Raw genomic sequence first — 21742 nt, forward strand, 5'->3', positions numbered from 1 at the left:
ACATCCCCTATTCTATCGTTTTCTTATCACTTGGTAATAACCATGAAGTAAGTCCAATTAACGGTAAACAACTACATAATATCATAATGAACTGAAGGCTATATATATCAGCTAACTTTCCTAGTACTACAGCACCTAGAGCACCAAGGCCGAACGCAAGACCTACAATTAGACCTGATACCATCCCTACTTTTCCCGGAACAAGCTCTTGCGCGTATACAACAATTACACTAAAACTACTTGAACTAATAAAACCGATACATAAAAATAAAGGTACGACCCACACAAGTGAGACATGTGGTAATAACAGTGCAAGTGGCGCTGAACCTAACATTGAAAATACGATGATGTTTTTCTTACCAAATCGATCTGCTAACGGTCCTCCGAAGAAAGTTCCTAACACACCAGCAATCATAAATGCGAATACGAAATACTGGGCATTTTTTATAGATAAATCATAATGCTCAATTAAGTAAAATTGATAGAAATTCCCGATACCGGCACCGTACCAAGAGCGCACAAAAGTAAGAAAAACAAGAAGTATAATAACGAATTTAATGTGTGTACTTACAATTGCATTTTCCGCCTCAAGTGCAGCTCTCTTCTTCCTTCTTACAGCGCCGGTTGCTAATTCATTTTTGTACCAATTCGATACGAAAATTAATAATATAATTCCTACTGCTGCAAATGCTGTAAAACCTAAAGAACCAATTTGACCAAGCGGAACGAAAATTAGCGCTGTAAAAATGGGAGCTAAGGAATTCCCCGTGTTTCCCCCAACTTGATAAATCGCTTGCGCTAACCCTCGTTTTGCACCTGCCGCCATATACGCAACACGAGCGCCTTCTGGATGAAAGACTGCAGAACCTAAGCCAATAAATAAAACAGAAATAATAACAATAATAAAGTTTGGTGCAAACGCGAGTCCAATCATTCCAAGCATACTCGAAAACATGCCGAGTGGTAATAAAAATGGTGACGGCTTCTTATCTGAATACATACCAAACACCGGTTGCATAATCGATGACGTCATATTTAACGCAAACGCAATCCACCCTACTTGCATATAGGATAAATTCATCGTTTTTTCCAAAATAGGAAACAACGCCGGCACAACTGCTTGCATCGAATCATTTAAAAAATGTCCGAAGCTAATCGCAAATAATATTCGGTATATTGTCGGTGTTTCTACAGTTTTTTTTTGTGAAACTGCCTGCATATGTGAATCTCCCCTTTCTGTACAAAATATTTATTAAAGTAGGTGTAATAAATTCTGACTTTTGAAACATTTCTATTCTATACTGCTTTCATTTCTTTTTCCAGAAATATAACTTAACTTCCGTCATTGGCTTGCATCCTTGTAACTTTCAGCGGTAAAACATTACAGAAAAAGGCAACCCAATCACATACTGGGTTGCCTCTCAAATTAAATCGCAAAACGCTTATACTTTTCGTAATCACTCGTCTTACATTCTAGTTCAATTTTTGTACCTTCGTTCTCATAACTCGTAGATAAAACGTGCGCATGATTGTTGAAATACGAAACTACCTGTCCTTGGTCATATGGAATTAACATTTCACACTTCGTATACTCTTTATAAATATACGAGCGAATCATTTCTACAAGCTCTTCAATTCCAACATGCTTCTTCGCAGATAAATACACGCGGTCTTCTTGTACTTTTGGAATTTCAACATCTATCATATCTGATTTGTTATATGCATATATCGTTGGAATATTTTCTACTCCAATTTTCTTTAACGTTTCATTTGTAATATCAATTAATTGTTCATAATTTGGATTTGCGTAATCTACAACGTGAATAAGTAAGTCTGCTTCTGCTACTTCTTCTAACGTTGAACGGAACGCTTTCACAAGATGATGTGGTAATTTACTTACAAATCCAACCGTATCCGTTAATAAAAATGATTTATTATCTGGTAAATCAATATTTCGTACAGATGTTTCTAATGTCGCGAATAACATATCTTTTTCAAATACTTGTTTTTCTTCCGTACCATTATAAATTTCCAGCATTGCATTCATCGTCGTTGATTTTCCTGCGTTCGTATAGCCTACTAATGCTACAACTGGTACTTCATTTTTCTTACGTTGCTTTCGCTGCGTTTGACGCTGAGCAACAAGCGCTTCTAAATCTTTATTTAAAACTGAAATTTGCTCTTCAATTTTACGACGATCTAACTCTAATTTCTTCTCACCGACACCTTTATTTTTCGTACCAACGCCGCCGCTCTGTCTTCCTAATGATTCACGAAGACCGATTAAACGAGGCATCATATACTGAAGATGCGCTACTTCTACTTGCAGCTGCGCTTCTTTCGTTTTCGCACGTTGCGCAAAAATATCTAAAATTAAAATGGTACGATCAATAACTTTACAGTCTAAATCTTCCTCTAAATTTCGAATTTGTGAAGGAGATAATTCGTCATTAAAGATTACCATATTCGCATCTACTTCATTTACATAGGCTGCTACTTCTTCAATCTTTCCTTTTCCAATATAATGTGATGGATTTACTCGTTGTAAATTTTGCGTCACTTGCCCGATTACCTCTACATCACAAGCTTCTGCAAGATTCGTTAACTCTTCCATAGAATATACAAAATCATCTTCATTTCCTAAATTCACTCCAACTAAAACTGCTCTTTGTAATAATTCTTCCATATATTTATTCCTCCATTTCGATTACGTAAAATAAAAAACACAGGTCGCTGCCTGTGTTTTCGTAAACGGATAAGGGTTCACCAAAGAAATAGAAGAAAGTTATACTTTCATCCTATCTCATAGTCAATAAGTCTCAAGATCATATACGAATCCACAACAAGTGTTCACCTATACGATCCCAATCTAATTTTAAAGGCAAAACAAAAAGAGGGCGTATTCGTCCCTCCCTCTTTTTCACATATAAGCTTAATAAAGGGTTCCTTTAAAATAGGCAGACCAATCCCGTTCACTCTGTACACAGACAGAGCCTTTGAGCGCTATTCAATTATCGGCACAAAGTATTGAGACGTAATCTGATTAAGATCAAAGGAAGCCCCTCCGTTCATTTTAAGTTACATAAAGTGTAGCATAAGTAATTCGCTTTCACAAGGTTAAAGCACCTATATGAACAGAAAGAAAATCTTTATATTTTTACTTTAATCGTCATTTTTTGCGTGTTCTTCTCACAAAAAAACTAACAACAGCAATGATCAATAGCAGACCTATGGATATGATAGCAACTTGCCACCAACTGAAACCACTCACCATTCCACCTTTTAAATTCACTTTCTTCGTCGGAACAGACTCTTTTGCAATATGACTTAAAGCCGCTTTGTCCACCCCTGCCTCATCCAATCTCTTCGTTCCACTACAACTATGTGTGTGTAATTGTTTTTCTGATCTCCTTTGAGAAGAAAACACTAAGTACTCTCCTCCCTCTACAAAGTGAAACACACAATCACCACCATTTGTATATACGATAATTTGCGAAGAAGTTGTCCCTTTCCATATTTTCTTCACTTCAAATAATACTTCAATCCCAATCCCTTCTTTCCTTCCAATCTCAATTACTTTCCCCTCAAACACTACATCATTTTTTTGAAATGCATCTTCTGCTGTTACATTAATACAATCACAAGCATGAGATTTCTCTGGAAAAATAATAAGAATAAAGCCACAAATAATGACAACAGGCAACATGCGCAAAATTCTTTTCAAGGAGCCCCACTCCCTTCATTATCAATTTCAAAAGCTTCTCGTATATTATTTTTACGCTACTCGTCAAATTCCTCCAGAGTAAATTAAACAGTATCGTTTCCATACAATAAAAGTCTTTATTGACATTTTTATAACCTGATATTAGTATCAGGTTATAAAAATAAGTTAGGAGATGTCCCTATGAATTCTAAATCTCGTATTACCGCAATTGGTACTTATGTTCCAAATCAAATATTGTCTAATAACGATTTAGAAAAAATGGTCCATACGAATGATGAATGGATTGTGCAAAGAACAGGCATGAAAGAAAGAAGAATTGCTAACGAAGACGAATACTCCTCACACTTAGCCATTAAAGCAGTCGAAAATTTGTGTACAACATATAAGAAAAACTTAGAAGATATTGACTGTATCATCGTTGCTACAACTACTGCTGACTATGTTTTTCCTAGTGTCGCTTGCCAAATACAACAATACTTCAACATACCTCATACACTAGCTTTTGATTTAAATGCGACTTGCGCTGGTTTCACATACGGACTGCATGTCGGTAATAGCTTAATCACTTCTGGATCACATCAAAAAGTACTCGTCATAGCGACAGAGACATTATCTAAAGTTACTGATTACACCGATAGAACGACCTGTATTTTGTTCGGTGATGGCGCTGGAGCTATTTTATTAGAAAGAGATGAAAACAAACCAAGCTTTATTGCTGCTCACATGGGAACAAACGGTGACGGTGGTATTCATCTATACAGAACAAACTTATCTACTACTATGAATGGCACACCACTACAAACAAATGAAAAAATCGTTCAAAACGGAAGAGAAGTATATAAATGGGCTGTACGAACAGTACCATACGGCATAAAAGAACTATTACATACTGCAAATTTGCAAATAGATGATATAGATTGGTTCATACCACATAGTGCTAACTTAAGAATGATTGAATCTATTTGCGAAAAATCAAAAATATCTATTCAAAAAACATTAACGAGTGTGGAAGATATGGGGAATACATCTTCCGTCTCTATTCCACTCGCTTTAGATTTAGCTAGAAAAAAAGGAAGATTAAATAACGGAGATACACTTTTGCTATACGGATTTGGCGGTGGACTTACGCATTTAGGGCTTATTGTGGAGTGGGATTTAAGTTAAGTATTGAAAAAGAGGTTCTAATTAGTAACTAGAACCTCTTTTTCATTTAATTTCTCGCCCCTTTTCGAGACCATATCACAATAGGAATAAGCAATAATGCTAGCACTCCTCCCGCTAATGATAATGCGGCATAACTGGAATTCGCTACTATCATACCTGACATCGCTCCACCAGAAGCCCCAGCTAACGCAACAAATACATCTATTTTGCCTTGTGTTTTTGCACGTGTAGAAGGTATAGTTGCATCAACAATTTGAGCTGTGCCACTTATTAAACCGAGGTTCCAACCTAACCCAAGTAAAGACAGAGCAACAATTAATAATAGTAAAGAATCACTCGGCGCCATCGCAGCTATGACACCCGCCGCTAATAAAATTATTCCCCCAGCTATACTCATCGTAGTTCGTCCGATTTTATCAATTAACATTCCTGTAACGAGAGACGGAAGATACATTGCACCTACATGAAAACCAATTACAAGCCCTACTGCACTTAACCCATGACCATGATGCCCCATATGAACTGGCGTCATCGTCATAATCGCAACCATCACTATTTGAGTAAGTATCATAACGATTGCTCCAACTGTAATACCTCGTTTGTTTTCTTTCACTTCTTCTGTTACTGGTTTCCCTTTATATGTATGTTCTCGTTTATATGTTTCTATTATGTTAGCAATAATTAATGGATCTGGACGAAGCATAATAAAAAGGACAAGACCCGCCAGTATAAATGCCGCTGCTGATAATATAAACGGACCTGCAAGGTTAGGAATTCCGATTGAATGGGCAAAATCTCCCATTACGCCTACTAAGTTCGGTCCTGCAACTGCACCGAAAGTCGTCATAACCATTGTAATACTAATAGCAGTTGCTCGTTGTCTCTTATCTGCTAAATCGGTACCAGCATAACGAGCTTGTAGATTCGTCGCTGTACCTGCACCATATATGAGTAAAGAGACTAGTAATAAAATAATACTATTTGTTAAAGCAGCCAATACAACTCCAATAGCCCCTAGCCCCCCTACTATAAACCCTGTTGCAAGTCCTATTCGGCGACCATATTTTTGCGATAACTTCCCAACAAAGAAAGCCGCTACCGCAGACCCCATTGTAAACATAGCAGCCGGTAATCCTGCATATGCATCTGTCCCAAGCATTTGCTGCGCAAGAAGTGCACCTACTGTAATTCCAGCAGCTAATCCCGCTCCGCCGAACATTTGTGAAATACTTACGATTATTAATGTTCGTTTATATAATTTTTGTTGCTCTTCTTCTGTGTACATACGATTACGTATTGAAGCATCTGCTGTCTCTATCATTTCCTCACCCTCTCTATAAAACTAATACCTCTTGTTAATGTACTATAGAACAACAAAATCCCAAAATTTAAAATGCTACAGTTTATTTATTAATGTAAAGAACCCCACGGTTTATGTTTCGCTCATTACCGAGGGGCTCCCAAAATCACAGGGTAGCTCTTCCTATATCTCACATTCAAACTTTAGGCTATTTTACAACTACATCTTGATTATTTTCAAAGTCCTCTGCCTTACCTTCTTTCATTTCATGATAATAAGAAGGTAATTCTATACCATGCTCTAAGAAATAATCCTCAATTAATGAAATAATCACTTTCAATGTTTTCAAACGTGCGTATAATTTATCATTACTCGCGATAATTTGCCATTTAGCATTTGGCTTATTTGTTTTTTCAAACATTTCTTCCATTACTTCAACATACTCGTCCCATTTTTCACGATTACGCCAATCTTCATCTGTAATTTTCCATCTCTTCAAAGGATTATTTTCCCTATCTTTAAACCTCTTTAACTGTTCATCTTTGCTAATATGATAGAAGAACTTCCCTATTATGTAATGGTCATCTGTTAATAGTTTTTCAAAATCATTAATCTCATCATATGCTCTCATCCACTCTTCCTTTGTGGCAAAACCTTCCACACGCTCAACTAACACACGACCGTACCATGAGCGATCAAAAATAGTAATTTGCCCATACTGAGGAAGTTTCCGCCAGAAACGTTGCAAATAATGGTAACGTTTTTCATGAGGTGCAGGTGCTCCAATTGGAGTTACTTGAAAACCACGTGGATCAAGATGCTCCGTCACTCTTTTAATCGCTCCACCTTTACCTGCCGCATCCCAACCTTCCATAACGAGCATAACCGCGATTTTTTCTTCTTTTAAAATTTGCTGTAATGCTAATAAGCGCCTTTGATATTTTTCGAGTTTCTTATTGTACTTAGATTTTGATTCAATTTTTTTCGTTAAATCTACTTTAGCAAGATGCCCATTTCCCATAAAACAAATCCCCCTTGTTGTATGATAATATTATTTTAACATATTTTTGGTAAATTTTTCATATTACAAAAAACTGTGCAGGAGAATCTCTACACAGTTTTTCACTCTAACTTTACATCTATCTCGATATTCCCTTTTCTATTGCTCACAGCTTTCATAAAGAATATAGCAATTAAAACAACTGTAATAACCGTGCCTGCAATAGGAGATATGTTTAGTGGAATGTTATAAGCAATTTTCACATTTTACAATCGAATGATTGGGGGCATCCCCCTTCTAGTGAAAAATAAGCAAATACTGTAAAGCCAATGATTACTACTGAAAATTATGTAGTTACAACTCCTATTGGTATTATAAGCAGCGTAACATTTGAACTTTTTCTTACAGAACTGACAATTGAATATATACCTAAAATAAGACTAAGTATCGCAACACTTATATACACAATTACTGCATACCAAGGATTAAAGTCTAATAAGAGTCCAGAAATAACTATATACAAAAATAATAGTTGCAGAAAAACACCGCTCCCCATACTTATTAATATTCTCAACATACACTTCCCCTTATGTTCGCTATTTCATTTTTTCCGATTACATTTGATGTGTATTAGCATATGAATCAAATGTAATAATTCTTAACAATCACCCTTACATTAAATGGTATATCCTCTTATAAAGAGAAGATAATAACAAATAAATCCGTTACAGAATGGGAGTTCTCAAAAAATGAAACGAAAAATATTCTTTCTCTTTGTGCTTATTTGTGTAGTACTACCAATGCAAGCTAGCGCTTACACATTTCAATCGCTACCAATTGTGTTAAAGTCTAAACAATGGTATATCGAAATTGATAAATCTCATAACTCAAATGAACAAGTAATCCGGTCAAAACAAGGTGTATATGATACGTATAGTTTACTCGTAAAAAATATCGGTACTGATGTTTCAAATGTATCTGTAGAAATACTTGATAACACGCCTACATCTAAAGCTACCTTTACACCTACTACATCTGATGAAAACATCTCAAAAAGTCATACAAGCTTTGACCACATGGTATTTCCATTAGACTTTAATAGCCATAATTTTAAAGTCGTTATTACTTGGGAAGAAAAGAATTTCTCTTACAATGGTCATCCGGTAAATGAGGGTAAAAAAATGAAACAAACATTTGTATTTAATGAAGACTAAGCCTTATTTTAAGTATGGCTTAGTCTTTTTTTTATGAAATCCGATTGGATTGCTTATGTCAATTCTTTTGCAATTGCCATTTTCGTTGCTTTCTTGCAAATACATGTTTCCCATATATGTACAGAAGACTCTTCATTAGAAAGATGCTTCAATAATATGAACCGTTCATACTCTATTTTATTATCAACAGGAGTCACAATATATACAGTAAAATTCTTCGTATTAAATACCTGTTATTTTACAACATATTCGCCTTGTAGTTCCGATTCTAAAAATTCGTTGAAGCAATCTACAACCATATAAGATAACTCCTTTCATTATTCATCCAAATTTTTAATCAAACTTACGAATACTTGGGACAGATAGCGCTATTACAATTGTAAAGATTACGAATAATGCTAGCATTAATATAGTTACCTCTCCGCCTATTACATTCGCTAACCAACCAACAACTACATATCCTAATGGCAATAAAGCAAAAGAACCTAACATATCAAGGCTTGCTACTCTTCCGAAAGCTTCTTCCGGTACGAGCTCTTGTAAACTCGTTTCCCAAATGAGTCCAAATATCATCATACCGAATCCTTCAATTGCCATTAAGAATATTAAAGCAGGCGCCCAATAAATAAAAGGCATAACTAATAGAGTGAAGCCGCTAATTAAAACACCTCCATAGGCCAGTAACCCTCTCTTATGCCACCGCTCTTTCCCACCAAATATTAATGCGGCAATTACAGCACCGCCACCAGAAGATGCCATTCCCAGTCCGTAAACGTAAGCTTCAAAATGATGATGAATATTAAATAACCATGGAATTAATACGACGATAATGCCGGCATAACAAATATTTACGAAAGAAAAAACGAAGATTGTAATCCAAAGCCACGGATGACTTTTTAAAACTAAAACACCCTCCATAAACTCCTTTTTATAATCGACCTTACTCTTTTCAATCGATTTTATTTTTTTAAACTTAATTTCTTTTAAAAATAATAAACATAAAAATGATAATAAGTACGTTGCTGCATCTAATCCAAATCCTATCCCAGCAGATGCAACTGAAACGATTAATCCACCAAGTGCTGGTCCAATTAACCGTATGCCTTGATTACTCATTTGCGTTAATGCATTAGCTGCATTGCGAATTTCAGGTACGAATACTTTCGCCCTCACGGCAGAATATGCTGGCTGAAATATCCCTTCCATAAGTCCATATACGGCAACGAGGACATATAACAGCCTAATCGTTAACAAATCCGTAAATATAAGCGATGCAAGTAATAGCATTACTATACAGCGGATTATATCCGTAAATAACATTAATTTTACTCGATCAATTCGATCTACAACTAACCCTGCAAACGGTAAAGCAAGAATATTAGGTAGCATATACATTGCCATAGTCATCCCCATTACAACTGTTGAACCAGTTAGTGAGTAAACAACGACTGGCAAAATAACCATTGTTATAGAACTCCCTAAAGTTGAAAGCAATTGTCCAATCCACAAAAACTTAAAATGCCGTGATACTTTGACTGGCAACAGTAATTTTCCGACATATCCTAAACCTTTTTTGGTTTGTATTTCTCCCTGCATTTTCCTCACCTCTTTTCACTTAACTATAAACTCTATAATAAACATCTGAAAAATATTAATATTCTATTTTAAATTATAATATGAAACTACTATATTTATGGTAAAATTATCAAAAAAATACAAGGGAGAAAATATGGTCATGCCTTCCAATTCACCTAACATCGAGCACCAGATCTATACAATGTGTATGATCCAGCGTAACAATGAAATTTTACTTTTAAAACGTCCCAATCATCGAGGCTTTCCTGGCTATATAGCTCCTGGCGGAAAAGTAGATTTCCCAGAAAGTATCGTCCAAGCTGCTATACGAGAAGTAAAAGAAGAAACTGGACTACACGTTTCTAATTTAACTTTTAAAGGGGTAGACGAATATGTAAATCCTAAGGGGCATGTTCGATATATGGTATTCAACTATTGGACCGACTCATTTGAAGGCGAGCTTCTTATTAATCCTCCTGAGGGTGAATTAGTATGGGTGCCAATCGATACAGCACTCAATCTTCCTATGCAAGATTGGTTTAAAGAAAGATTCCCATTATTTTTTGAAAAAGGTACGTTTGAAATTCAACGTGTTTGGGACCGAGACTTAGATAAACAAGTCGCTATGACAATTACCCATACGTAAAAAAGCTTGGAATCCCTCCAAGCTTTTCTTACTTCACCTCTATTTTCTTAATCTCATAATCAATTTCTAAAAACTTAACTCCGAATATCCACATTTTATGGTGAGCAGTTAGCATGTGACCCTTTCCCTCTTTAATGATAAAAATCTCTGTTAACGGTAAACGGATTGTAAAGAAGCCAGTATGTAAATAAATCCCCTCGTCTCCCTTACTATTTTCTCTCAACTTACTAGTAATGATTAAATCATTGCTATCATTACATACTTTTAAAATACCTGTCATATTCGAATAAGGTAAAGGCAATGCGATATTCATATATGCCTCGTTCTTATGCGTATGTTTTGAATACAGAGCCAAAAAAATAGACTCTCCTGCTTCATTTTCCCTTAGCCAAGCCCTTACATTCTCTCTTCCATCTTTCTCATCATTTACACCTATGATAGAACCATACATTGTTTCCCACTTATCGCCCATCCCTAAATGTATTTGTCCTACTCGTTTACTCATTTTCGTATAACAAAATGCAAATGGACGGAACCAACGAGCCCATTTAATATTCGATTGTAACTCATACGCTGCTGTATTTTCATAAAAACGAATCATACTTAAAGGAACCTTTGTCACGTCAAATGACTCACTATGGAAATCATTTATTTTATCAACTAAACCGTTGTATTCCTTACTATCTACTAAATTTCCATTCTGTAAAAATGTCCCACCAATTCTCACGCTTCCTCTTAATCTACTCATTGGTTTCCCATAGTACTTATAATTTGGAGCACTCTTTTCAATCATCCAACCTACAAATGCTGGTAATGCTACTCCAATACCATTTACCACACCGTGAATCCAAACCATTTGAGCAATTGTAATCGTCAGTACTTGTTTTAAATTTCCGTATGAATATATGAGTGAGAACATAATTGTAACCATGAGCGTACTAGACGAAATGATTAAGAGAACCTTTGCACGAATAGCATTAAATTTCGCTTTCCAAACGTAAATACAATATCCATAAATAGCACATAAATATATCACAACTGCAAAAAATTCAAATATCCTCGAATATGTAATTCCTATTGCAACTGTCATAGGTGAAATCATGATGATAAACATAATAACATCATACACCTTACTTCTCTTTTCTCTTTTTCTCCCTATTAAACCAGCTGATAATGGCAATAGAAACGCCGAATAATGAAAATGGGCAGCTGTGAGTAAAACAATGTCAGAGCTAAACTGCATAATCGAAAGTTTTGCTACTGAGGCAAAAAACCAAAAACCACCTAAAAACAAATATATAAACGCACTATCTATCGCAGTTTCTTCTAACGGTTTCCAACCTCTTTCTAGTAATCTACTGACACCAAATAATGCAATAATTCCTGTATATACAAACCAAATTAGCGCAAAGAAATAGTGATTTGTTACGAAAGCTAGCATGGCGCTACTTGCTGCGATTGGATATAAAAACAATACGAATTTATAAAATAATAAATACGATCCATTTCTTGTTCTTTTATCAATAATATAAAAAGACATCGGTATAAATAATAAAACAGATAATAATATAATTGCTTCAACAGGATTTAAATTTGACCACCCACATATTAGAAAAATAATATAACAAGCAAGTCCAAATATTATATTTTTCATCTCGTTTATTTCCTTTCCACAAATGTTCCTTTATATGAAAATAGAGGCCCAATTAACGGATTTCGTACTTGTACATGAATTCGAAAACATTTCAGTGCTTCATCATAACTTTCAAAAATTTTTGCTTCTCCGTATAAAAATTTCGGTAACGGAATTTTTCTCCCTAACATATAAAACCATTGTTTTTTTGAAGAAATATGCATTCCACCTGCCTCGTCAATATGAAAATTCAATGTAGAAACAAGTATATGCGGCTCACCAAAATAATCTACGATTTCATGTTTCTCCTCATCCAGCTGCATAACGGCGTTAAAATATCTTTTCTTATTATGAAAATAAAAAGTACGATTCCACCGTACAGATTCATTTCCATGTTCATCCCGCTCAGCGTAATTATGTATTGTAAACGGAACTTCTTGCCCTCGCTCAGAAAAAAACATTCGGAACTTGGCTGCAATTTTTAATATCATTTTAACGAAAAAAGAACCTCCGTAAATTTCATCCATCTTCCCTTCTCCGACGAAGCTATTTTTTTCTGTAACCTCATAGCGTTTCTGTAATTTCGGATGAAGTTTTTTATAAGAATCCCCTAATAGTCTTTCATAAATATTAGTCATACACTTATCCCTTTCTCGTCCTCTTACAATTGTTTGCGCTTGGCAAATCAAAGCTATTCAAATAACCGACAATCGATAATCCGATTAGAAGAAGATTTAATGTGATTGGATTAAACGGCCCTGTAAAGCTTGCGATATTCGTCCATCCTGCTGCTATCGTTAAAGCTATTAACATAACAATATGCATTATAAATATTTTTCGTTTTGGAAGTGGAAGTACCCATATGGCACCAAAAATAATTTCTAATATCCCAATCATTTTAAGTATAAATACACTGCTTTCATTCGACCCAATGAGTGAAAGCATCTTCACTTCTTCTGGATGGCTAAAAATTATTTTCGGGACAATTCCTTGATATATCCATACAAAAGCAAATAAAAAACATACGAGCCAATACGTCATTGTTCTTCTAATTAGTAACCTAGGATGAAGCCCCTTTTCTAACCATAATTTTAAGGCATCAAAACTCCAAGCAGTCGCCCAACCTAATAACGGACGAAAAATATAGGAATCTACCACATTTCCTATACGACCAAATCTTGTATCATAATCATATTGCGTTTCAAAATGAATACATTCTTTATGCGGTGTATACTTCCAATAACCACGCCCTATTCGTATAAGTGATAATGTATTGTCTGTCCAAAATTTCAAAGAAGAAATCCGTTCACCAGTTTCTTTTCTTATTTCACCTATCGATTCCCCTTCTCCGCCTATTTCAAGCCCAAATCCTATCTTTGTTTTATATAAAAACTTCTGTGGTTCTCCCTCTTTTTTCTCTAAATACGAAATTTCAGTAAAACGAGCATCCCACTCTGTATGTAGGTCTGGTTCTTGCGTATATTCCCATAATTTCTCTATTGTCGTTTTCATTTCTGTCGCAACATAAATAGGCCTTTTTCTTTTCATACTCCGACCTCCTATACTCTATATTTTTAATGTACATGTAATATATGTATTTTGCTACATTTTTCACAAACTTTATCTCTAAAAAGAAAGAATTTTGAAAATATATATAAAACACTTGATTCCCTGAATAATTTAAATTATTATAAAACAAATGTTACCAACAACTTCATAAATCAAACACTCTCGCCTAAAACGTGAGATAGAGGTTGCAATACTTATGAGTATTCTAATGGAGACACAGAGATGTCTATGAAATTGGATGAAAGGAAGTGTTGCCGAAATTGATAAATTTCTCTGCATTTATCAATTGGGGCTGTTTTCGAATAGAAACAGAACTGTCATATGTACAGACATGTACGTATGAAGAGCTATCTACAAAAAAGAGATATCATTTTCATGGTATTCCTTTTTTGGCGGTTTTTTTATTAGCTCCGTTTTCTGTTTCCCTTTTCCTGTAACAGCACCATCCTCACTTATTTGAGATGGTGTTTTTTGTTTTTCTCTCTGGTAACTACAGGAATATTGGGATTTATATATGTCCTAATCTATTCTTAAAAATGGACGAAAGAAGGAATTCGTAATGAAAACGATTGTACAAAAATTTGGTGGTACTTCTGTCGGAAGTGTTGAGCGCATTCAACATGTAGCAAATTTAATTATCGAAGAATATGAACGAGGACATAGTATCGTCTCTGTCGTTTCAGCAATGGGGAAAAGCACAGACGAACTTGTAGCACTAGCTAAAGCTATTGTGGAAAATCCAAGCAAACGTGAAATGGATATACTTCTATCTACAGGAGAACAAGTAACTATTTCATTATTAACAATGGCACTACAAGCAAAAGGTTATAATGCAATTTCATTAACAGGATGGCAAGCTGGTATTACGACAGAATCTGTACATAGTAGTGCACGGATTACTGACATTAACGTTGAGCGTATTCAGTCTTACCTTACTGAAGGCACGATTGTGATCGTAGCTGGTTTCCAAGGAATCAGTGAAGAAAATGAAATTACAACACTTGGACGTGGCGGTTCTGATACGACAGCTGTTGCATTAGCGGCGGCACTAAAAGCGAAAAAATGTGATATTTATACGGATGTAACAGGCGTATACACGACGGATCCACGAGTTGTAAAGACAGCTTACAAATTAGATGAAATTTCTTATGATGAAATGTTAGAACTGGCAAACCTCGGCGCCGGCGTATTACATCCACGTGCTGTTGAATTTGCCAAAAATCACCATGTCGTTTTAGAAGTTCGCTCAAGTATGGAACAAGAAAACGGAACAATTGTAAAAGGAGAATGTAACATGGAACAACAATCAATCGTTAAAAGTATTGCTTTTGAAGATAATATTACTCGTGTAACAATTAAAGGATTAGAGCAAGGTTCACTTTCAACAATTTTCTCTACGTTAGCTAACGCACATATTAATGTAGATATTATTATTCAAAGTATTACAAATGAAGGAACTGTTCATCTTTCCTTCTCTATCCATTCTAATGACTTACAAGAAACACTAGAAGTATTGGAACAGAATCAAGAAACTCTTCACTATGAGTCTGTAGAACATGAAAATCATTTAGCAAAAGTATCAATTGTAGGATCTGGTATGGTATCTAATCCAGGTGTTGCTGCGAATATGTTCACTACTTTAAAAGAAGAAGATATTCATATTAAAATGGTAAGTACATCTGAAATTAAAGTGTCTGTCGTTATTGACCGCCTTCATTTAGTAACAGGTGTGGAAGCACTTCATCAATCATTTATGGCGAAAATTGAGCCTTTAGTGCAAATGAGCTAATTTAATATTTTTATTGCAACTCACAAAAGCATATTAATCTATTTCTTTCCTATATAAATAAAAAGCTGTTTGCATAGATTTCAAGACTCTACGCAAACAGCTTTTTAATATATTATCGATATCCAAAAATCATTATAAAACAATAAATTTATTCTTTAAACTCTTTCCTAGGAAATATAGTTGACTCTTCTTACTTCTTATCACACATATCGTTTCTCTCTTTCCCTTGAAAAAACGATCTATATTCATTGAAAATAATTTTCTTCACATCCGAGTAAAAGACCATCATGAATAGTGCAATTCCTAATACAACCACCTGTATTTTTTCATACTCAATGAACGCACTCATAATGAGCAAACCAAATCCAATATAAAAACCAAACTCATTCTCTTTCTCAAAATCCGCCTCTTCTTCATCAATATGTATTTTCTCTTTAAAGCTTTGATTCCCTTTTATTAACTCATCTAGCGTAACGTTGTACATTTCGCTCAGTAAAATTAAATTATCAATGTCAGGGTAACTTTTATCATTTTCCCACTTATAAACCGCTTGCCTCGTCACACCAATTTTTTTAGCAACATCCTCTTGCGAAAACTCCTTTGATTCTCGTAGTTTTTTTAGCTGTTCTCCTATACTCATAACGTCCTCTCCTTTAACAAATTATTACATAAAAGGAGATAAAAAAGAAAGAAACCATTAGTAACACGCACTGTAAACCACTAGTTTACACAATAAAAAAAGGGAGAGTAACTCTATTTTCAAGCTACTCTCCCTCTCACTTATATTAATTAAAACAGATGAATGTTTTCTTTCTTACAATCTTCACGTAAATCGTCAGGCCATACAGAAGATTGAACTTCACCGATATGTGCTTTGCGTAAAAAGTACATGCACATTCTTGATTGTCCAATACCACCACCAATTGTTAATGGTAGTACATCTTCTAAAATACCTTTATGGAAATCATACTCACGTTTGAAATCATCACCCGTTTTTGTTAACTGTTCATCAAGTGATTTACTATCAACACGAATTCCCATTGATGATAATTCGAATGAAGCTTGTAATACTGGGTGCCAGAATAAAATGTCACCGTTTAATTTCCAATCATCATAATCGGCTGCGCGTCCGTCATGCTTTTCACCTGAACGAAGTGCATCACCAATTCCGATAATGAAGACTGCACCGTGTTCTTTTGCAATTGCATGTTCACGATCTTTCGGCGTTAATTCTGGATATTTATCTTCTAGCTCTTGGGAAGTAATGAAAACAACTTCTTCTGGTAAATACTTTCCAAGGAACGGATATTTTTCAAATAAGTGATCTTCCAAATCTTTGAATATTCCATAAATTGTTCGTACTGTTTCTTGTAAGTAATCTACAGTGCGCCATTCTTTTTGAACAATTTTTTCCCAATCCCATTGGTCGACGTAAATGGAATGTGTTGCATCAAGTTCTTCATCACGACGAATCGCGTTCATGTTTGTATATAAACCTTCACCAGCTTCATATCCATATTCATGTAGTGCAAATCGTTTCCACTTTGCTAGTGAATGAACAATTTCTAATTCTTCTCCTGAATGTAACATATCAAATTCAATTGGACGTTCTACACCGTTTAGATGATCGTTTAATCCTGATTTTTTCGTTACGAATAATGGTGCAGATACGCGGAATAGTTCAAGACGTTTTGCTAATTGGTCTTCGAAAAATGTTTTAACTTCCTTAATTGCGATTTGAGTCTCTCTTACTGTCATTAATGATTGATACATGGTGGTTTCCCCCTAAAATGTTTGGATGTTGTGAAAAGAAGCCAACAAAAAAAGCCCTTCTTCCCCAAAAAACTGGGACGAAAGGCTTTGGTTCCGCGGTACCACCCAAATTAGCAACAGAGGTTGCTCACTTATACAGTACGGAGATGAAGATCTCGATACTGTTCTTCTTGTAACGGCGAAGTGCCCGGCTAAGTCTACTTTCCTATAAAGGGTTTCGGTTAGCAACTCCAGGAGGTTCTTCATAATAGGCTTCGTATCAGGCTCACACCACCCCTGACTCGCTTAGACTACGTCCTACTACTACTCGTCCTTTCATAGTCGTTTTGTTGTCACATCTCTGAAACATTTTATTAATGATTATTCTATACAAAAAATAAAGAAAGTCAACAAAAAGTTTTAAAATATTTTTCAATTCTATATTTTACGGCTTTATTGATTGTTGTTAATTTAACATCTTTACTTCTTCTGCCTCGTCAATCCAAAAAATGTTTCACTAACCGAAACTAACGTATACACAACAATTAGTGTAATTGTTCGAAATATAGAATCCGCAGTATTTCTTATTATTTTCATTTTCTTTGTAATTCCTTTCAGTTTACTTGCAATTTCATGATATACTATAGCATTCAAGCAGTTTGTTTTTACTTAAAGCAAACATAGTCATTTATCAAGAGTATTTTCTAATTCATTGACTATTATCAAACAAGATTTTTATATAACGGAGTGATCATATGAGCAAAACGAAAGCGAAACCGAAAAAAGGTGTAGGACAAGGTACAGGAAGTAAAGGATGGAACCGTTGGCAATCAAGTGCAAAGAAAAAGAAAGCAGCAAAGCCATACAAAAGTAAAGGCACAAAGAAGTAATTTAAATACCATTTGATTTCTTTACTTTGTTCAAAACAAAATATAATTATTACAACAAAAAAACTATGCTCTCATAAATTTGAAAGCATAGCTTTTTTTATTTTAAATCATAAGAATTTCTCGAATTTCTTCCTCAGTTATGGAGGATAATTTCCCTTCTCCTGGCTCAATTACTTCAGCAATTAAATTTTTCTTCGTTTCTTGTAGTTCATGCATTTTCTCTTCAATTGTTCCGTGGGCTACTAACTTAATAACTTGCACCGTATTTTTTTGTCCCATTCTATATGCTCTATCTGCTGCTTGTTGTTCAACAGCTGGATTCCACCATAAATCATATAATATCACTGTATCTGCACCAGTTAAGTTAAGACCCGTACCACCAGCTTTTAAAGAAATAAGAAACAAATCGCCTTCACCTTCGTTAAACCGATTGCATAGCTCTACACGTTCCTGCGCTGGTGTACTCCCGTCTAAATAAAAGTATGGAATCGCTTGACGATTTAACTCACGACCAATAATGGAAAGCATCTTCGTAAATTGAGAAAAGATCAAAATTCTCTTCCCAGTACTTCTACATTCTTCTAAAATCTCTAACAGTTGTTCAAATTTAGCTGAACTGCCTTTGTAATCATCAACGAATAAAGCAGGATGATTACAAATTTGTCGTAATCTCGTTAAACCAGCTAAAATTCTAATTTTATTTTTACGTAACGTATCTTTGTCTAAATGTTTTAACGTTTCTTCCCTTAATTTCGCTAAATAAGCTGCGTACAATCTCTTTTGGTCTGGTAATAACTCCGATGACTGTAAATGCTCTATTTTATCTGGCAACTCATTTAATACGTCCTCTTTTAATCGTCTTAATACGAATGGTTTCACTCGCTTCGCTATATCCTCACGCCTTAAATCACCGAACTCTTTTCTTCCTGGTAATAATTCTGGGAAGACGACATGGAAGATAGACCATAGCTCTTCTAACGAATTTTCTACAGGTGTTCCTGTTAATCCGAAACGATACTCCGCTTGAATCGTTTTCACCGCTTTTGCAGTTTGCGTTGTAGGGTTTTTAAACGCTTGTGCTTCATCAAGAAATAGTGTATGAAACGGCCTTTCATACAACCTTATATCTCTTCTCAGCAATGGATATGACGTAATTATGACATCAAATTCTGCTATATCTTTTAAAATTTTTCGGCGCTCTATTTGATTTCCATCTGCAATAACTGCTCTAATATGCGGGGCGAATTTTTTCAATTCACTCAGCCAATTATAAACGAGGGACGACGGAGAGACTACTAATATAGGCATGTTTTTCTCTCGAATTTCAGGCAAAACAGAGTCTATAAAAGCAATGCTTTGCAGTGTTTTCCCTAGTCCCATATCGTCTGCTAAAATGCCTCCAAAACGGTAATAGGCGAGTGTTTTCATCCACTCGAATCCATACACTTGATACTCTCGCATTTCTGCATGTAAAGTATTTGGCACAGCAAATTTCAATTTTTTCGGGTTTTGAATATTTTCTACTAGCTCTTGAACAGAATCATCCAAACTTAAAACATTACCTTCGTGAAGTCCGTTCATCCATTTTACACTCCGGATAAGCGGAACATTCACTTCTTCCCCATGTAAAAATTCTTTCCGAATACCCGTTTCTTTTACAAATTGATTAATTTCATTAAACTCTTTACTCTCCAGTGATAATAAAGAACCGTTCGCTAATCGGTAATATTTCCGTTTCTCTTCAAGAGCTACTAATACTCCTTTAATTTCCGCCTCCGGTATTCCTTTTATATCAAAACGAAATGACAACCAGTCTATCCTCTCTTTTCGTCTAACTCTAATAAGAGGAGCTGTATCTCCTTTATGAATTCGTAATTTGATTGCTGTCGTCGCATAAATATCAAGTAAACCTTTTAATGTTGGAACGACGTGATATAAAAAATTGTACTCAGCTTCTTCATTATGCATAAAGTAACCGCCTTCCGTTTTCGCAAAGGCACTTTCACTCATAATATCTAAAATCTCTTTTTCCTTTTTCTCATCACGATTAAAAACAGACGGCTGTCCATCCTCTTCTAACGGATTAATTATGACGTTTCCATAGTGAAATTCAAGACCTGCTAACAAGCGATTTTTCACTCTATCTAAATATAATTTCGCTTTTAATACGGGTGTTTCAACACGATCTGATACTACCTCATCTATTCGTACAGTTCCTAGCTTCATTAAACCTGGTACAACTTTCGCTACAAAATATTCCATCTTATCTGCCGGAATGTATAATTGGTTACTACTAGAGCGATTCATCATTTTTTGTAATTCGATAAGCCGCTTGCAATCCTCAGCGTTCAACTGATACAGTTTCCCTCCAAATAGAGCATAACTATACGTATCCATTACCTCAACTCGTTGTAAGCCATCAATATAAAGCGTAAACCCACTGTTACTCCCTTTATTAAACTCAAAATGTAATGGAAGGAGTCCTTTTGAAATTTGTAAACCATGAAAAGATTGTCCATTTTGATTCAGTCTCACACACTCAACTTTAGAAAGTAAAGAAAGCATATCCCCCCAAGACGCTGGCGGTATTAAAATCATGCTATCATCTTGTTTTGCATGTACTTCTAGCGTATCCTCATACATTTTTTCATTATGATGAATTTTAATAAGTTGCTGAATAATCGCATCTGTATCTTGTTTAAAGCTATGTACATCTGGTGTATATGTAAACTCATTGGAACAATTAAAAAGTTCTCTTCTCTCCACCTTAAAAAGAAATTCTCTAATCTGATTTACGAAATACGTTTTGGCAAGTTTCAGCTGCATTCCTAGAAGCGCTCCACCTTGTTTCGTAACTACTGGTGTACAAATAAATTCAACATGAAGTATTTCACGTGTATCAAAACGATGTTGTTTACTTTTCGGTCTCAGTGGCTTGTCTGCAAACAACTGAAACATCCCACTTGTTAATTGATCATTCCCGCTCATGTGTTCACTACTAGCTGGGCGCATTCCACCCGTTTGCTGATTATAATTTATTTGTATCAATACTGCTGCAACATGTTGACAGTACGTTTGAAAAGACGCTAATGACGGACAACTACATTTCGCAACAACATCACCCTTTTTAATTTTTTCGACTGTAACATGAAAATCTTCGTTTCCTTTTACTGTCGCCTCGCAAATTTCTTTATTTTCATCATAATGATTTATTATTACTTTATTTGATTTATAATAAGCTTCGCCTCTTTTATATGAGGTCTCTCCGCACACTTCTTTAATAATCGATTTATTTAACGTAAAACTCATTGCTTTGACACTTCCTTACTGTAAAACCATTTTCTCTTACTTAACATTTTACATGCTTCACGAGAAAATATAAAATGTTGGTTTAACAAAAAAGATACTTATTTATAAACGCCTCAGACTGTAAGCAAATAGAGTTTCAGTACTTGTCCCTAAACTCTTAAAACCGCCTATTATACA

At 35.1% G+C, this 21742-nt stretch carries 17 protein-coding genes, 1 pseudogene, 1 riboswitch and 1 other annotated feature; of the genes and pseudogenes, 5 read left to right on the forward strand and 13 right to left on the reverse strand.

Annotation, left to right across the window (positions count from 1 at the left end; all coding sequences use genetic code 11):
- Positions 1-7: 7 nt before the first annotated feature.
- The 3 genes from JDS95_RS06035 to JDS95_RS06045 all read right to left on the reverse strand — a co-directional run bounded on the left by JDS95_RS06035 (position 8) and on the right by JDS95_RS06045 (position 3724).
- Positions 8-1219, reverse strand: coding sequence for an MFS transporter (locus JDS95_RS06035; RefSeq protein ID WP_001149404.1), 1212 nt, complete (start codon positions 1217-1219; stop codon positions 8-10).
- A gap of 207 nt (positions 1220-1426) precedes the next feature.
- Positions 1427-2686 (reverse strand): GTPase HflX, encoded by a 1260-nt coding sequence (hflX, locus tag JDS95_RS06040; RefSeq protein WP_000391892.1) that lies wholly within the window; start codon positions 2684-2686, stop codon positions 1427-1429.
- A gap of 483 nt (positions 2687-3169) precedes the next feature.
- Positions 3170-3724 carry a cobalamin biosynthesis protein CbiN gene (locus JDS95_RS06045; RefSeq protein WP_085449939.1) on the reverse strand — a complete coding sequence of 185 codons (555 nt, stop codon included), beginning with the start codon at positions 3722-3724 and terminating at the stop codon, positions 3170-3172.
- Between the two features lie 180 nt (positions 3725-3904).
- Between JDS95_RS06045 and JDS95_RS06050 the strand changes: the two genes are divergently transcribed.
- Positions 3905-4888 carry a ketoacyl-ACP synthase III gene (locus JDS95_RS06050; RefSeq protein WP_001086330.1) on the forward strand — a complete coding sequence of 328 codons (984 nt, stop codon included), beginning with the start codon at positions 3905-3907 and terminating at the stop codon, positions 4886-4888.
- A gap of 46 nt (positions 4889-4934) precedes the next feature.
- On the opposite strand, the gene JDS95_RS06055 is transcribed toward JDS95_RS06050, so the two are convergent.
- Together JDS95_RS06055 and JDS95_RS06060 are read right to left on the reverse strand one after the other, a co-directional pair.
- A complete protein-coding gene (locus JDS95_RS06055; protein ID WP_000573151.1) occupies positions 4935-6209 on the reverse strand; it encodes an MFS transporter in 1275 nt (424 codons plus the stop codon).
- A gap of 187 nt (positions 6210-6396) precedes the next feature.
- Entirely contained in the window at positions 6397-7209 is an 813-nt protein-coding gene (locus JDS95_RS06060) for a polyphosphate kinase 2 family protein (protein WP_199690322.1), read from the reverse strand.
- Between the two features lie 728 nt (positions 7210-7937).
- Here JDS95_RS06060 and JDS95_RS06065 point away from each other — a divergent pair.
- Positions 7938-8402 carry a hypothetical protein gene (locus tag JDS95_RS06065; RefSeq protein WP_000823157.1) on the forward strand — a complete coding sequence of 155 codons (465 nt, stop codon included), beginning with the start codon at positions 7938-7940 and terminating at the stop codon, positions 8400-8402.
- A gap of 53 nt (positions 8403-8455) precedes the next feature.
- Here JDS95_RS06065 and JDS95_RS31060 read toward each other — a convergent pair.
- Positions 8456-8701 (reverse strand): annotated as a pseudogene (locus tag JDS95_RS31060) (hypothetical protein).
- A 34-nt stretch (positions 8702-8735) separates the two neighbouring features.
- Entirely contained in the window at positions 8736-9998 is a 1263-nt protein-coding gene (locus JDS95_RS06070; RefSeq protein ID WP_085449944.1) for an MFS transporter, read from the reverse strand.
- Positions 9999-10137: 139 nt separating this feature from the next.
- Here JDS95_RS06070 and JDS95_RS06075 point away from each other — a divergent pair, with 139 nt between their 5' ends.
- Entirely contained in the window at positions 10138-10623 is a 486-nt protein-coding gene (locus JDS95_RS06075) for an 8-oxo-dGTP diphosphatase (RefSeq protein WP_001139831.1), read from the forward strand.
- 28 nt (positions 10624-10651) lie between these two features.
- On the opposite strand, the gene JDS95_RS06080 is transcribed toward JDS95_RS06075, so the two are convergent.
- Genes JDS95_RS06080 through JDS95_RS06090 form a run of 3 tightly spaced genes read right to left on the reverse strand, consistent with a single transcriptional unit; the run spans position 10652 to position 13804 of the window.
- Complete coding sequence (locus JDS95_RS06080) at positions 10652-12277, reverse strand: YndJ family protein (RefSeq protein WP_085449945.1); 1626 nt, start codon at positions 12275-12277, stop codon at positions 10652-10654.
- Positions 12278-12282: 5 nt separating this feature from the next.
- Complete coding sequence (locus JDS95_RS06085) at positions 12283-12894, reverse strand: DUF4166 domain-containing protein (protein ID WP_085449946.1); 612 nt, start codon at positions 12892-12894, stop codon at positions 12283-12285.
- A gap of 4 nt (positions 12895-12898) precedes the next feature.
- Positions 12899-13804, reverse strand: coding sequence for a DoxX-like family protein (locus tag JDS95_RS06090; protein ID WP_085449947.1), 906 nt, complete (start codon positions 13802-13804; stop codon positions 12899-12901).
- A 192-nt stretch (positions 13805-13996) separates the two neighbouring features.
- A riboswitch (Lysine riboswitch) is annotated at positions 13997-14183 on the forward strand.
- A gap of 201 nt (positions 14184-14384) precedes the next feature.
- On the opposite strand from JDS95_RS06090, the gene JDS95_RS06095 reads away from it, so the two are divergent.
- Positions 14385-15614, forward strand: a complete 1230-nt coding sequence (locus JDS95_RS06095) for an aspartate kinase (protein ID WP_199690323.1) — start codon at positions 14385-14387, stop codon at positions 15612-15614.
- Positions 15615-15804: 190 nt separating this feature from the next.
- Here the strand turns inward: JDS95_RS06095 and JDS95_RS06100 are convergent, their stop codons facing one another.
- Both JDS95_RS06100 and asnA read right to left on the reverse strand, forming a co-directional pair.
- The gene (locus JDS95_RS06100; RefSeq protein WP_000021946.1) at positions 15805-16254 is read right to left on the reverse strand and encodes a helix-turn-helix domain-containing protein; all 450 of its coding nucleotides are present in this window, start codon (positions 16252-16254) and stop codon (positions 15805-15807) included.
- 149 nt (positions 16255-16403) lie between these two features.
- Positions 16404-17387 (reverse strand): aspartate--ammonia ligase, encoded by a 984-nt coding sequence (gene asnA, locus JDS95_RS06105; RefSeq protein ID WP_000284902.1) that lies wholly within the window; start codon positions 17385-17387, stop codon positions 16404-16406.
- Between the two features lie 70 nt (positions 17388-17457).
- Positions 17458-17715: a binding site (T-box leader), on the reverse strand.
- Between the two features lie 406 nt (positions 17716-18121).
- Between asnA and JDS95_RS06110 the strand changes: the two genes are divergently transcribed.
- Positions 18122-18256, forward strand: coding sequence for a DUF3934 domain-containing protein (locus tag JDS95_RS06110; protein WP_000047591.1), 135 nt, complete (start codon positions 18122-18124; stop codon positions 18254-18256).
- A gap of 102 nt (positions 18257-18358) precedes the next feature.
- On the opposite strand, the gene JDS95_RS06115 is transcribed toward JDS95_RS06110, so the two are convergent.
- Complete coding sequence (locus JDS95_RS06115) at positions 18359-21565, reverse strand: DEAD/DEAH box helicase (protein WP_087969963.1); 3207 nt, start codon at positions 21563-21565, stop codon at positions 18359-18361.
- Positions 21566-21742: the final 177 nt, after the last annotated feature.

This window comes from Bacillus cereus group sp. N24, from assembly GCF_016483345.1.
Taxonomy (GTDB): domain Bacteria; phylum Bacillota; class Bacilli; order Bacillales; family Bacillaceae_G; genus Bacillus_A; species Bacillus_A toyonensis.

Coding starts and splice junctions, on each gene's coding strand:
- JDS95_RS06065 (WP_000823157.1), top strand. CDS start 7,938: ATGAAACGAAAAATATTCTTTCTCTTTGTGCTTATTTGTGTAGTACTA.
- JDS95_RS06085 (WP_085449946.1), bottom strand. CDS start 12,894: ATGACTAATATTTATGAAAGACTATTAGGGGATTCTTATAAAAAACTT.
- asnA (WP_000284902.1), bottom strand. CDS start 17,387: ATGTATCAATCATTAATGACAGTAAGAGAGACTCAAATCGCAATTAAG.
- JDS95_RS06080 (WP_085449945.1), bottom strand. CDS start 12,277: ATGAAAAATATAATATTTGGACTTGCTTGTTATATTATTTTTCTAATA.
- JDS95_RS06100 (WP_000021946.1), bottom strand. CDS start 16,254: ATGAGTATAGGAGAACAGCTAAAAAAACTACGAGAATCAAAGGAGTTT.
- hflX (WP_000391892.1), bottom strand. CDS start 2,686: ATGGAAGAATTATTACAAAGAGCAGTTTTAGTTGGAGTGAATTTAGGA.
- JDS95_RS06110 (WP_000047591.1), top strand. CDS start 18,122: ATGAGCAAAACGAAAGCGAAACCGAAAAAAGGTGTAGGACAAGGTACA.
- JDS95_RS06060 (WP_199690322.1), bottom strand. CDS start 7,209: ATGGGAAATGGGCATCTTGCTAAAGTAGATTTAACGAAAAAAATTGAA.
- JDS95_RS06095 (WP_199690323.1), top strand. CDS start 14,385: ATGAAAACGATTGTACAAAAATTTGGTGGTACTTCTGTCGGAAGTGTT.
- JDS95_RS06070 (WP_085449944.1), bottom strand. CDS start 9,998: ATGCAGGGAGAAATACAAACCAAAAAAGGTTTAGGATATGTCGGAAAA.
- JDS95_RS06075 (WP_001139831.1), top strand. CDS start 10,138: ATGCCTTCCAATTCACCTAACATCGAGCACCAGATCTATACAATGTGT.
- JDS95_RS06090 (WP_085449947.1), bottom strand. CDS start 13,804: ATGAAAAGAAAAAGGCCTATTTATGTTGCGACAGAAATGAAAACGACA.
- JDS95_RS06115 (WP_087969963.1), bottom strand. CDS start 21,565: ATGAGTTTTACGTTAAATAAATCGATTATTAAAGAAGTGTGCGGAGAG.
- JDS95_RS06055 (WP_000573151.1), bottom strand. CDS start 6,209: ATGATAGAGACAGCAGATGCTTCAATACGTAATCGTATGTACACAGAA.
- JDS95_RS06050 (WP_001086330.1), top strand. CDS start 3,905: ATGAATTCTAAATCTCGTATTACCGCAATTGGTACTTATGTTCCAAAT.
- JDS95_RS06035 (WP_001149404.1), bottom strand. CDS start 1,219: ATGCAGGCAGTTTCACAAAAAAAAACTGTAGAAACACCGACAATATAC.